General features: G+C 48.4%; 11 protein-coding genes. 4 read left to right on the top strand and 7 right to left on the bottom strand.

Features of this window, described 5'->3' with window-relative positions:
• Positions 1-9 precede the first annotated feature (9 nt).
• Both PV433_RS07350 and PV433_RS07345 read right to left on the bottom strand, forming a co-directional pair.
• A complete protein-coding gene (locus PV433_RS07350) occupies positions 10-168 on the bottom strand; it encodes a hypothetical protein (protein ID WP_332071531.1) in 159 nt (52 codons plus the stop codon).
• A 233-nt stretch (positions 169-401) separates the two neighbouring features.
• The gene (locus PV433_RS07345) at positions 402-1205 is read right to left on the bottom strand and encodes a sugar phosphate isomerase/epimerase family protein (protein WP_332071530.1); all 804 of its coding nucleotides are present in this window, start codon (positions 1203-1205) and stop codon (positions 402-404) included.
• 470 nt (positions 1206-1675) lie between these two features.
• Between PV433_RS07345 and PV433_RS07340 the strand changes: the two genes are divergently transcribed.
• On the top strand, positions 1676-3028 hold the full coding sequence (locus PV433_RS07340) for an ABC transporter substrate-binding protein (RefSeq protein ID WP_332071529.1): 1353 nt from the start codon (positions 1676-1678) through the stop codon (positions 3026-3028).
• Positions 3029-3229: 201 nt separating this feature from the next.
• Here the strand turns inward: PV433_RS07340 and PV433_RS07335 are convergent, their stop codons facing one another.
• The 3 genes from PV433_RS07335 to PV433_RS07325 all read right to left on the bottom strand — a co-directional run bounded on the left by PV433_RS07335 (position 3230) and on the right by PV433_RS07325 (position 7846).
• Positions 3230-4519, bottom strand: coding sequence for a hypothetical protein (locus tag PV433_RS07335; RefSeq protein WP_332071528.1), 1290 nt, complete (start codon positions 4517-4519; stop codon positions 3230-3232).
• A 147-nt stretch (positions 4520-4666) separates the two neighbouring features.
• Positions 4667-5866, bottom strand: coding sequence for a winged helix-turn-helix domain-containing protein (locus PV433_RS07330; RefSeq protein ID WP_332071527.1), 1200 nt, complete (start codon positions 5864-5866; stop codon positions 4667-4669).
• Positions 5867-6514: 648 nt separating this feature from the next.
• Complete coding sequence (locus PV433_RS07325) at positions 6515-7846, bottom strand: ABC transporter substrate-binding protein (protein WP_332071526.1); 1332 nt, start codon at positions 7844-7846, stop codon at positions 6515-6517.
• 174 nt (positions 7847-8020) lie between these two features.
• Between PV433_RS07325 and PV433_RS07320 the strand changes: the two genes are divergently transcribed.
• The gene (locus PV433_RS07320; protein ID WP_332071525.1) at positions 8021-8929 is read left to right on the top strand and encodes an AraC family transcriptional regulator; all 909 of its coding nucleotides are present in this window, start codon (positions 8021-8023) and stop codon (positions 8927-8929) included.
• A gap of 526 nt (positions 8930-9455) precedes the next feature.
• Here the strand turns inward: PV433_RS07320 and PV433_RS07315 are convergent.
• Positions 9456-9956, bottom strand: a complete 501-nt coding sequence (locus tag PV433_RS07315; protein WP_332071524.1) for a VOC family protein — start codon at positions 9954-9956, stop codon at positions 9456-9458.
• A 220-nt stretch (positions 9957-10176) separates the two neighbouring features.
• Between PV433_RS07315 and PV433_RS07310 the strand changes: the two genes are divergently transcribed.
• On the top strand, positions 10177-10920 hold the full coding sequence (locus PV433_RS07310; RefSeq protein ID WP_332071523.1) for a phytanoyl-CoA dioxygenase family protein: 744 nt from the start codon (positions 10177-10179) through the stop codon (positions 10918-10920).
• Between the two features lie 48 nt (positions 10921-10968).
• Here the strand turns inward: PV433_RS07310 and PV433_RS34040 are convergent, their stop codons facing one another.
• Positions 10969-11169: a hypothetical protein gene (locus PV433_RS34040; RefSeq protein WP_442951485.1), complete on the bottom strand. Its 201-nt coding sequence runs from the start codon at positions 11167-11169 to the stop codon at positions 10969-10971.
• Positions 11170-11247: 78 nt separating this feature from the next.
• On the opposite strand from PV433_RS34040, the gene PV433_RS07300 reads away from it, so the two are divergent.
• A complete protein-coding gene (locus tag PV433_RS07300; RefSeq protein ID WP_332071522.1) occupies positions 11248-12117 on the top strand; it encodes an AraC family transcriptional regulator in 870 nt (289 codons plus the stop codon).
• The last annotated feature ends 143 nt before the right edge of the window (positions 12118-12260 follow it).

Raw genomic sequence — 12260 nt, 5'->3', positions numbered from 1 at the left:
GCTGGTGACCTACCCCACCGCGGCACTCAGCACCGCCTTGATTGGATTGCGGTCGTCGCCGACAAGATCAGGCACAAGGACTTGCTTGGCGCAGCCATTGAAAGCGACCTTTATCAGTTCAATCAAAAGTTGTATGTTACATGGCTCCGCAAACGCAATTCTCATCATCGTACTACCGCCCCCCCGTAAGATTGATCTGCACGTATACGCTTAAGGCACCGCTATCGATATGAATGAAGCTCCAGCTGTACGTGTGTTGCTGGAGCGATTCTTGGTTAAAAAAAGAGCCTCATCTTCTCCGAATTTTTGTCGGAAAAAGGTTGAAAGCCAATGATAGTAAAGTTTGTATTTATTGTTACTGGACATGAAGATTAGATGCACGGATGATCTCTGAGAGTGCTTCATTCGAACACGTCTCTATATTTCTCGATAAAGTACTGGTTCATCCACTTATTTACATCCCAAACATCCGTAACGGGCTGTTTTGTAAACGGCAGTGTATGCATATAACCCGGTGGGCCGAATTCCGGTGTAAACGTCATGGTAGCATAGCCATCCGACGCGCGTCGTTTGCATATTTCCAACCACCAATTGACGAATGCTCTGACTTCTCTGGAGTATTCCGGCGCCCGCGGATCAGCGACTTGTGGCCCTTCCGCGTATCCAACACGCCCGTGAATGTGAATAGCACGATCAAGCGCAATCGACATATTCTCTGATTGATCCTGGAGCAGCGATTCGCATACGCAGCACCAATGGCTAAAGTCTGCCGTAATTTTCAGCTCGGGAAATTGGCGCAGCAGCTTCGAGGTTGCCCATGGCGTAAACATCGCTCTTCCCCTATGCGTTTCATGAGCAACCGGAACAGAAATTGCCTCCTCGACGGCAAGAGCTTTCTCAAAAAAGTGCAGTTGATCCTCGTAGGACATGCTATCCTTTGCGCTGTGCGAAACGATCTTTACCGGATTAAATTCCGCTGCTTGTCTAGCAAGCGATTCGAATGATGAAATATGGTCATCCCGTGTGACGATCTGTGCAATAAAGGCGAGGTTGTATCGCTCCAGGAGTTCGCGGAATTGCTTCCATTTATCTTGCGATGGGAGCGTGAATTCGACTCCCCCGTACCCGGCCTCCGCGATTTTTTCCAATTTTTCTTCCAATGTTCCAGTCATATCCCACATTGATTTAAAGCTGAGTAATTGCAATTTTATGAATCTCCTTCCTAATATGTGTTGACGAACGGATTACAGGCAATGTCCTTCCTGCAAGCTAGCGAAAACGAAGTCTCCGATAGTATAACTGCCCGTCCATGGGCATTCTCATCTTTTCTTTCGATTTTATTAGCTTATCTTCAGATGCGATGATCCTGGGCGCCAAAAAAGAAAATAGGATCGACGGCTCCAGGGGTTCAGCGGAATCATCCAGTTTAATTCTGGTAGGATGAGGTATAGAACATTATTGCGAATATTAGGAAACATTCTCATGAAAGTACTAAGCTTTGCAATCAAACTCCATATTTGTTGAAAGCGAATACAATATATACTGGTATTGTGCTGAAAGTTGATGAACCAGAAGACGGGGTCTAATCATAGTGGTAGCTATACCTGATGGTTAGCAACATCAAAAACAAGCACATTTTTTAATCACAATACTATTATATGGGGGAGAAAAAAGCATGATGAAAAGTAGATTTACGTATATGGTAGCGCTTCTCTCTGCGGTGACGATTACTGCGACGGCATGCGGATCAAGCGGCGGCAGCGGTACGAATAACGCAAACATGGACAACCAGACGGATGGGAAAGCGGTGCAGCAAACGCCCGACTCGCAGAAGCCCGCAGAGCTTTCGTTTTATTTGGGCTCGATGAGCAAATTGGAGTTCGAGGAAATCTACGCTCCGCTCATCAGGGATAAATTTCCAAACTACAAACTGACTGGCGTTGAAAGCAGCAATAGAATACCCGACTTGATCGCGACAGGGAACGTTCCCGATATTATTATCAGTACGAAGGGAGGCATCCCTTCTATGATGCAAGAGTACGGCTTGGAGCAAGATTTGACCGAGTTGATCAAAACGACTAAGTTCGATTTGAGCAGAATCGAGCCCGCCTTTCTGGATACGATGAAATATTACACGAACGGCAAAATAATCGGTATTCCGATCAACGCCGCGTCATTCGCTCTTCACTACAACAAGACGCTGTTCGATAAATTCGGCGTCGCCTATCCGAAGGACGGCATGACATGGGATGACACTTACGAAATCGCCCAAAAGCTGACGAGAAATGAAGGCGGCGTCCAATATCGCGGATACAGCGAGCGCTGGCACCAAATGTTTATGGAATTCAACCAGTTCTCCCTGCCTTATCTCGATGCGAAGGAGGATAAAGCGGCGGTCAACACCGATCAATGGAAGACGCTGATCAATGGATTCGTTCGCTTCTACAAGCTGCCCGGCTTGAAGTTTGACAGCAAATCGGGTTACACCGAGGAGGACTTGAAAGTATTCGCAACCGGTACCTCCGGCATGCAAATATTCGCTCAACCAGATCAGTTCAAAACGTTCGAATGGGATATCGTCTCCGTTCCTACCTTCAAAGAAAAACCGAATGGCGCCTTGTGGGGAAGCCCGCGTTTCTTCTTTATAACGAATACGAGTAAAAATAAAGAAGCTGCGATGAACGTTTCTGCGTTTATTACGTCGGACGAAGCGCAGTTGAAGCTGACCAAGAAGGGATTTGCGCCGCCGCTCGCCAAAATAAGCGACGAGATGAAAAATTCGTTCCATGCGGATAGCCAATTTTACAAAGGCAAGCACGTCACTTCGTTCTTCTATAACAAACCGGCTTCAGAGCCGCCAGCAAGAACGCCAGGACTTATTTATTACTCCAAAGCGCAAGCAATCATGATTGCGGAAGTCCAAAAAATGTTTACCGAAGGTATGGAAGTCGACGTCAATACAGCGCTGCGAAATGCCGAGGAATTGATCAACAAGGGGATCGCGGAGCAAAAAGCATCGAAAAAGTAATGGAGCCAGCCAAACAAGCAGACCGCCGAACGTGGGCGGTCTGCTTGTTTGGCTCGGGAACTTATTTTTTGGCGGAAAGCCAGTCGGATGCTGCTGTGCTAATTTCAGTGTCCGATAGATAGTATGGGGAAAATGATCGTGATTCCCATTAATGATCTTCGTTTTTTCGAGGACTTGGGTGAGCTCTTGATGGCCCCGTTTTTACTCGACTTGCTTATTCCCTGTAATGACGTTGTTTGTTGCACTGCCGCCGAGGCGAATCATCTTTGAAGGAGGAAGTTTTTGTATCTTATTATTAGAGATGATATTCGAGCTGGCATGGTCCCGATTGCTTTCGCTGCTTCCGAAAGAGTAACCCTTATCGAGCTCGCAATAGTTTTTGGCTCCATCACGAGAGCTGAGCCAGATTGAGGGAAGCTTGCCATCATACTTGTTGTAGTAAAAGATATTATTAGAAATGACATTAAAGCTCGGTGTTTGATGGCGAATCGTCCCACCCTCCCCACAATTTCTATAGAGGAAGATTCCGCCATTGTTCAGTCCAAATAATCTATTGTTTAGGATCTGATTATTCGCTGAGCCGTCGATGGCAATCACTTCACGACTCTTTGTTGTGACATTGAACTCGTTGTTTTTAATGGTATTATAGGCGGATTCGGCATCGAGATAAACGACGACGCTGCCGCTCGTTCCTTTAAACATGGAGTTGAGAATTTTGGAATAGGTCACCCCTGGAGAGAGGTAAAGTGGAATTCTGTATTTTGAATGGATGGTGAGATTGTTAAATTCGATGTTTCTCGGAGCCGCTTGTTGGGCTCTGGCCGTGTGATCGCTGGAAAGCGACGAAAGTAAAACGTTTTCGGCCTCTCCATTTGGTCCAAGTCCCATCACACGTATGGAACCTTCAACGATGCAACTCGATATCTTTATATGTTCAGGTCGTGAATAAGTGGAACCGTCTTGGATGGACTTGACGGTGATCATGTCTTTTCCGTCATTGACTCCATCATTGCCTTTCAGTTTAGCATTATTGCAGTTCAACGTCAGATTGGAAGCTCCGGCTCCTTCATAAACCAGTCGCTTGGTGATGACGTCACTGGGCGTCAGGTCAAGATTGCAATCCACCCTGACAGAAGCGTTTGAAGAAGTTGCTGGCGCAAGAATGTCCTGAAGTTTGGATGCGGAGCAGGCATTGGGGTCAGAACTTGAACCGGAACTGGAATCCGATCCGGAATCCAAGCCAAAGCTCGATCCATAAGTTGAACCCAAACCTGAGTCCAAACCCGAATTTGATCCTGACACCGCTCCGCTATCGCTGTTTTGGGCTTCCAAGGCTGCTTCCGGGAAGACCTCTTCGGAAAAGTGGTTTCCGTTTCGGTCTTCATAAGGTGAAATTTGTGATTCAAAATCGCCGCCGCTGCAGCTTTGAAAAAACAGGGCCAAGGAAATGCCGATGAGGAAGACAGGCAGTAATCGTGTCCTATTCTTCATGCTTTTTTCCTTCTCCTCGCGCGTCAGATTAAAAACAAAATTGTATCCAAAGTCCATCGCCGCTGCTGGCTATGGCTAGCCAGAATCGCTCCATCAGCTAGTAGATTTCACGAAGGTAAGGCGTTCGGTACTAGGGAACTGAAAAAGTCAGTTCATAGACTTTGTCGAAATCGTCTCGCATCCGTTGAATCGCGCAAAATTTTGAAAACAATTGTTTAAGGCTGTTCGCAATTGCTTTGTTGGCTTTATGCCGTTCTCGTACCAGATGTTTTTAACAACGAGCGTCCCGGATTTTCGCTCCGCGATTATCTCGGCTCGTCCGATGAAGCTTTCTCCATATAATAGAGGCAGCACATAATAGCCGAATTTCCGTTTGATTGCAGGCGTGTAAATCTCCCAGGTGTAATCGAATTCAAATAATTCGTTGATCAGTTTTCTGTCCCACATGAAATCATCTAGTGGGGCAATTAGCTCGCAGCGCCATTTCGGTGCCGGGTTTTGCAGGACGGCTTCAATAAGCGGTAAATCCTCCGCGCGGCAGTACAGTATATCCTTCATTTGTTCCACGGCAACAGCAACAATGCGAGCCTCGTGCAACAGCTTGCGAAAAACTTCGTTGCGCTGCTCCGCTTTTAATCCCCATATGTTCAGCCAGGCGTCGGATGCGCGATTCCATAAAAGGCCGACAGCGCCGATTCGACGCAGTACCCGCCACTGATGATGCTCAAGCTCGCCCTCCAGCGGCTCCGGCGCATTCAACAGATTGGGCTGTATGTACTTCCCGGCGATATCGTAATATTTACGCGTTCCTTTTTTGTGATGAATAATCAACTCTCCTGTGGAGTACATCTGCTCCAGCACCGACCGGGATGAATTGTTTCCGCTGCTCCAGTGGATGACCGATTGCCAGGCGAAATCGAATTTTCCATCCAATTTTAGATCATCCGAACTTAGCGCACCGTGATTTTGGATGTGAGCCCGTACTAGCTCTGTCAACGTTTCCATTACGGGATAGCGCTTGGCATGTTGCCTTGCAGCCTGCCTGTACCGCTCAAAGTACGGCCAGTCCTCGACAGGGATAATAGCCAGATTCTTGTCCGGGTAATCGATCAGGAATCTATCTTTATACAGCAACTCGTCGAGCATGCTCTTGGTAAATCCTTCGATTCGTGACTGCAGCACCAGTTCGGCGTTTTTTCCGCAAACATCGATGGGATCGTATTGAATACAGCCGACCTGCCGCACAAAATCCAATACGCCCTGCTTTCCGGTAAATTGATATTCGCCCAACAGCCCGTGCTTCAATAACAGAAATTGCCGTGCCTGGCGGTTCGTCAATTGGATCATGTATGCATCAGCTCCTTAACGAAACAAACGGGAGCCGCTTGCACATGATGATGGATCGCGAGGCTGCTTCCAATAACCAAATATTGCTCTTTTTCAACTGTTTCAATCACGCCTATTCCCCTATCCGTTGGAAAATACATAAAGACAAACGCATGTTCCCATAAATTTTACCATTGTCTGGAGTATAAAAACAGAGCTATTGAAAAATAACTGCCCGTTCGTAGCCAAGCTGCCAATCCAAGTTAGCAGCCTCGCCATAGCTATCGTACTTCGTCGAGTTGAGTAAAGAGTAATCACAAAAATTCCTCGCACAACAATTCCCCATTTCCGCTCGTTGGGTGGCGAGACTGGGTCAACAGATACTATCTAAAATGAATAGATTATTGGAAGGCCGTCCAAAAACAAGCTGATGCCGGTTTAAGACACCGACATCAGCTTGTGAATATTTTGACGATAAAACGTCGACAGCTCTACCCTATTTACGCACAGCTTCTGTAACGATTTGCCCCGCTCTAGTTGGCTGCTTTCCGTAAGCACAATCGGCAGAAACATAAAACAAGCCCGGCCTCAAGCAGTGGAATGAAAATCCGCCCCGACCCAACCGCAGCTTCTTAGCCTCTGTCCAAAGCGCTCGCCGAATCGCATCTGCTATTTATTTGCCGCTTCAGCGGTTTCGATCGTTTTGTTTAGCTTCTCGTCCTCTTCCCGCAGTGCGGTGTTGACGTCTTTTTGTCCGGTAATGACCGCAAGCATAGCACTCGCGATCGCGGCCGCGCCTTGAGCGTTATATTTGCTGTAAGAAATCGGGCTCGGTGATTTTTGGGCTGTGACGGCGCTAATATTTTTCCCTTTCCAGTCAACCACGTCGTTCGCGAAGGCGGATTTGACGGCCGGATTTTTCAGAGGAGCCAGAAAACCGAGCTTGGCCGCCCGTTCCTTCTGCACTTCGTCGCTCAATAGCTGCGCGATGGCCAGAAAGGCTTCATCCCGGTGTTTGCTCGTCGAAGGGATCGACAGGACGACTGGATAAGGCTGAGAAGCCACCCCGCGCAAGTCGCTCATTTCCGGAAGGCTGACGGCATCCCAGTTCGGGACGTTTTGCTTGATCGTAGCGGCGAACGAATTGTAAGCCACGAACATCGCAGCGGTCTGCTCCTTCAAGAACATATTCATCATATTCGCGCTGTTCATCGTCTCTGGAGTGGCGTCGTAACCGGGTACGGTATAGAACGGGATGAAGGTTTCCATATGCGATTTCCAATCCTCGGTCATAATCGCCGACCGGTTCGTCTTGGTATCGATGTAGTTCAAGGAGCGCTGGTTGGCGTTCACGACCGTGAGCGGCGGTGTGACGAAGCCGCGGTAGCTCACTCCTCCCTCCGTACGGGTCATCCGCTTTGCAACATCAAGCAGTTCGCCCCAGGTCATCCCGTTTTTCGGATAAGGCACGCCGAATTTATCGAACAGGTCTTTATTGTAATATAAAACGAGCCGAAGGTCGTACAGCGGCAAGGACGTCAGTTTGCCCTCCTCCATTTTGCGCATCATTTCCAGCGGCTCGGCTTCAATCCGGCTCAGATCAAAATTGTGCTTTTTGACCAGATCGGACATATCGCTCAGAAGCCCATTCTCCTTGACCGACTGCAACGAGGCGAACGACGCCAGCATCACGTCGAGACTCGTCTTCGACATAACCATATTCGCGAGCGTATTTTGCTCTTTATTGACGAGCACTTGAAACGAATAGTTCGGATATTTGCGCTGAATCGGCTCCCCGTATTGCTGCATGAAGGCGTCGCCGACAGGCCCGTCGGTCGGTACGTGGTACCAGGTCAATTCAACCGGCTTCGCTTCCTCCTTAGCTGCTTGTCCAATAGGCTTACCCGCTTCGTCTCCGCCCGTTTTGCCTGCCCCGCAGGCCGCGGTCATCGCCGCCAGCGCCGCGATTGCGATTACGTTCACCGTTTTGTTTGTTTTCATCCGGTTTACCCCCTCAAATTTATCGTTTCGTCTCAAATTATAGGGCGAGGGTGCAAAAAATGATTTACCCGCCGGGTCGATAAATGTACCAATTTGGACGGAAAGCGTTATAATAGACGATACATAACATCCTGCGCATGCAAGGTTCGGAGCGCTTGGAAAGCGGGAGAAGCGATGGAATATCCGAGATACGAGCTGAAACGGGAGCTGTCCATAGACAAAATTATCACATTCAATTATCGACGTCTGAAGAACGGGTATCGCGGTGTCGGAGAAAAGCATGATTTTTGGGAATTCGTTTACATCGATCAAGGGCGCTTCGAAGTGTTTACAGAAGTCGGACAATACGAGCTGAACCAGGGAGAACTTATTTTTTACAAACCGAATCTGTTCCATGTCGGTAAGACTCGCAGCGGCGAAACCCCCACGCTCCTCATTTTGGCGTTCGAATGCGCAGCCCCATGCATGAGCTTCTTCGCCGATCGTACGTTCCGACTGGAGGAGCTAGAGCGGCATTTGTTGTCCCGGCTGGTCCAAATCGGCAAGGAGGCGTTTAATCCTCCGGTTGACTCCATCCGTATGTTATTCCCGATTCGTCTGGAAGAAGCAAAATTCGGAACCGAACAGCTAATCATTAATTATCTGGAAATTTTTCTGCTCGAATTGATCCGGGGCGGCTCCACTCGGCGCGACAGCGTGAAACCCGCATCCGTCATCCAGGAAAACAAACAAGTCCGTGAAACGATGCGACTGATCGATTATTTGCAATGCCACATCGCAGCGAGCGACTTATCGATGGAGGCGATATGCAGCGAGTTTGCAATCGGCCGGACGCAGCTGAAAACGATGTTCAAAGCGCAAACGGGCAGCGGAGTTATGGAGTATTGGAAGCGTCTGAAAATCGAGAAGGCGAAAAGCATGATAGCGGACGATCAGCTGAATTTCACGGAAATCGCCGAATATCTCGGCTATGCAAGCGTTCACGGATTTTCCAGACAGTTCAAAAAAATAGCGGGCATCACACCGTCGGAATATGCCCGTTCGATCGTCGCCCGTTTGGAGAAAAGCATTCACATCCGATAACCGGCACCGCCAACTTTCGCTCGCATATGCAACCGCTTACTTCGATCAATAGAAAAAACCGCCTATTGAACTGCAGCGCCAAGGTTAGATCAAGTCCAACGCTCGGTACGGTGCATAATCAGGCGGTTTTTCTTTAAGCTTTACTCTTATACGGCTAACGATCGTAGCCGTCTTAGGTGCGAATACATGTCCACTGGCATCGATCGCATACACTTCCATCTATCCCGTCCTGTCACTTTCTCCAAACAAGCGGTCCCATCTCTTTCAAGGTGAAATGTCCCCATTGCTCAATGAGCTTGGCAATAGCTTTCCGCATCAACCATCTGAGCGGCTACGTCGGCAATCGTCATGCTCCAAGCCATCTTCGGGAGAGTCGGCGCATCCGCTCGCCTTCGAATCCCTTTGGTGCGTCCGACATGTACATTCCCTCCGTTCAACAAGGCCGCCGGTTCATCCCGGCAGCCTCGTTTTACCTTCTATGGAGTTATCATTGGCCTTTTTGCTTGCGTTTTTGAGCTCCAATAAGCTACATTTGAATCGCCATCAGCCGGTTTCCATCAGGGTCTTCGAAAATGATAATGTTATTTTCAAGCACCTCTTTATGTATTTTTATGTCGTTGTCCTTAAAAAACTGAAGCGTCGAACGAATATCGTCTGTTCGAATAAACATCAGAGGTTGGGGGCTGGGTGCGGCTTCACCGTTTGAATCCAGCAAAACCTCTGTTTCGTCGAGATGCAGCGTATATACCGTAGACAGACGGTCCTCTAAGTAATCATTGTTATAGGGCAGATCAAACACACGGCTGTACCATTCCACCGCTTTTTTCATGTCCGAAACGCGGATAAACATCGATCCTATTCGCTTTTCAAGCCTGCTTTCCGCCCGCCTGTCCACGATTCGGTCTTGGTTAATCAAACTTTTCATAGATCCTGCCTCCTTGCGGCCATGAATGACTTTAAATGCATTGGGGATAACAGCAGGTTTGTATCCATCAGAGTTTTGGTTTTTATGAACCGGATCCATCATGGGGCTCCTCCTATTCCCTATAAGTATATCGTAGTAGGGATTTTCCGGTATGTCTTTCTTTATCAACTTTACAACTTCTATCTGATCTGAACGTATAGCTGCTACCTGTCGAACATATCTGAAGATACGCTAACTTTTCCGGATGGAAAGATGAGCGTCTGCCTCACCCGATTTGCTACAGTAGTGTTGTATCTATAATCGATTGGTGGAGGCGTTGTTCATGCAGCAAAAAGAAAGCTTGCTAACTCCGGAGGATGCGGCCTATTATAATCAAAACGGCTATTTTCTTTACAAAAAGCCGCTTTTTTCTGAACAAAAGTTGAATCAGTTGACGAACATTTTCGAAGAGCATCTGGAGCTGAAAGGTGCAAAACTGTCGGATGAGCTGGATACCCCCCACTTCCGTGACGAACGGCTGCTGGAGTTTTTGCTGGCGGACGAGGTGCTGGATCTGGTAGAACCGATCATCGGCCCGAACATCGGCTTGTGGTCGAGCCATTTCATCAGCAAAGAACCGGTGGTGGGACGCGCAACTCCATGGCACGAAGACTCCGCCTACTGGAAAGGACGCGTGAGCAGCTTCGATAAAATCGTCACGGTTTGGCTGGCGATTGATCGCAGCAATCAAGAAAACGGCTGCATGCGCGTCATCCCCGGCACTCACAACAACGGGTTTTCCGAATATGAGAAAGTGGATTCGAGCAAAAACTTGTTTCGGTCGCAGATCAAAAATATCGACGACTCGCAAGCGGTCTACTTTGAACTGGAACGGGGCGAATGTTCGCTGCACGACAGCCGGATCATCCACGGCGCAAAGGCCAATACGAGCCAGTACCGCAGATGCGGCTATACGATGCGTTATTTCTCTACGGAAACGCGCGTCATTCCGGAGCGCAATGAGAATCACAAGGTATGGCTTGCCCGAGGTCGGGATGTAGCAGGAAGCCATTTCGAGAACGTATAGACGCCTGTTAAAAGAAAGGAATGATCCGATGAAGCGGGAGAGCGGCACTCAGCCAAGGCGGCTGTTGAATGAGCAGTATATGGAGCTTAACCGGTCGTTCTGCTGCTTGCTTCGGACCGGCCGGTAACCGATATTTGCTACGCTTCCGGCTTCCGCACCTTGACCCATTTCGAGCGCGTGTTCAGAAACAAGTACGGCTGCTCCCCTCGCCAATACCAGCAGCAAGGGCGTTAGGATGCGAACGGTCATGGCCCGCACTATCCCTGACAGCTGACACTTGATCCATCTTGTATGCCCCAGGTAAAAATACTTTATTCGAGGTTCCTAATGAGGCTGAATATTACTTACGAGAACCATATTCCGATCAATGCCTTCCGCTGGACGCCGAGCCGAAAGTTGGAGCCGTTTCATTATCATTCGAGCTTGGAGATCGGCCTCTGCGTTTCCGGCAGCGGCATTTTTTATTTCGGCGAGAAGCGGTACCGGGTCGCAGTCGGCGATGTTTTTATTGTAAATAATAGGGAACTTCATATTGCCCAATCGGATGAAAGTAATCCCAGCACATTTATTTTTATCAATTTCGATCCGCGTTTGTTATTCGATGAAGAAGAATCGTTGCTGCTTCCATTCGCCTATAGCTCCGATCATTTCGACAATCGCATTACGTCAGCTTCTCCCCTATCTGCACCGCTCAGGGCATTAATTGAGAAAATGTGGCATGAACTCGACGCCAAACAGGACGGCTATTTAAGCATGGCCAAAAGCGCCTTGCTGGAGCTATGTGTGCTGCTGCTGCGCCATTATTCAACCCGTGTATCGAAGCTCGAATGGAAACGGATGAACGATACATTCCGCCGGCTGCGGCCGGCTTTGGCCATCCTTGAAGACCGTTTCCGGGAACCGCTCGAGTTGCCGGACATTGCGAATGCTCTCCTGATCAGTCCCTCCAGAGCCAGCCATCTGTTTCAAGAAGAACTTGGCCGTAGCTTTAAAGATTACTTGCTGCAACTGCGAATTAACGAAGCGAAGCGACTGCTGATCAGTTCGAGCCTAAGCGCCGCAGACGTTTGTTTTGAAAGCGGCTTTCAGAGCATCCCTTCCTTCTATCGTCTTTTCAAATCCGCCGTGGGGATTTCTCCGCTGGATTACCGCAACAAATTTTCCGTACGCGCAATTATTGAGAATCCGATTCAATAGCTGAATAGATGACTCGCCCGTACCCAAGCTATCATAAACTACAGTAACTTATTTTCAATGGAGGGTTGTACAATGGCGGGTTGGACATCATTTAGGCAGAGGTTCGGAAGAAAACATCGAGATTGTTACTAGTATTGGGAAGC

Source organism: Paenibacillus sp. GYB004 (genome assembly GCF_036577605.1).
Classification (GTDB): Bacteria; Bacillota; Bacilli; order Paenibacillales; family NBRC-103111; genus Paenibacillus_AB; species Paenibacillus_AB oceani.
This window is presented reverse-complemented; position numbering and strand designations above follow the sequence as displayed.

Bases quoted from the DNA above. Each gene is read 5' to 3' on its own strand.
- PV433_RS07350 (WP_332071531.1), bottom strand. From the start codon at position 168: ATGATGAGAATTGCGTTTGCGGAGCCATGTAACATACAACTTTTGATT.
- PV433_RS07340 (WP_332071529.1), top strand. From the start codon at position 1,676: ATGATGAAAAGTAGATTTACGTATATGGTAGCGCTTCTCTCTGCGGTG.
- PV433_RS07335 (WP_332071528.1), bottom strand. From the start codon at position 4,519: ATGAAGAATAGGACACGATTACTGCCTGTCTTCCTCATCGGCATTTCC.
- PV433_RS07330 (WP_332071527.1), bottom strand. From the start codon at position 5,866: ATGATCCAATTGACGAACCGCCAGGCACGGCAATTTCTGTTATTGAAG.
- PV433_RS07325 (WP_332071526.1), bottom strand. From the start codon at position 7,846: ATGAAAACAAACAAAACGGTGAACGTAATCGCAATCGCGGCGCTGGCG.
- PV433_RS07320 (WP_332071525.1), top strand. From the start codon at position 8,021: ATGGAATATCCGAGATACGAGCTGAAACGGGAGCTGTCCATAGACAAA.
- PV433_RS07315 (WP_332071524.1), bottom strand. From the start codon at position 9,956: ATGATGGATCCGGTTCATAAAAACCAAAACTCTGATGGATACAAACCT.
- PV433_RS07310 (WP_332071523.1), top strand. From the start codon at position 10,177: ATGCAGCAAAAAGAAAGCTTGCTAACTCCGGAGGATGCGGCCTATTAT.
- PV433_RS34040 (WP_442951485.1), bottom strand. From the start codon at position 11,169: ATGACCGTTCGCATCCTAACGCCCTTGCTGCTGGTATTGGCGAGGGGA.
- PV433_RS07300 (WP_332071522.1), top strand. From the start codon at position 11,248: ATGAGGCTGAATATTACTTACGAGAACCATATTCCGATCAATGCCTTC.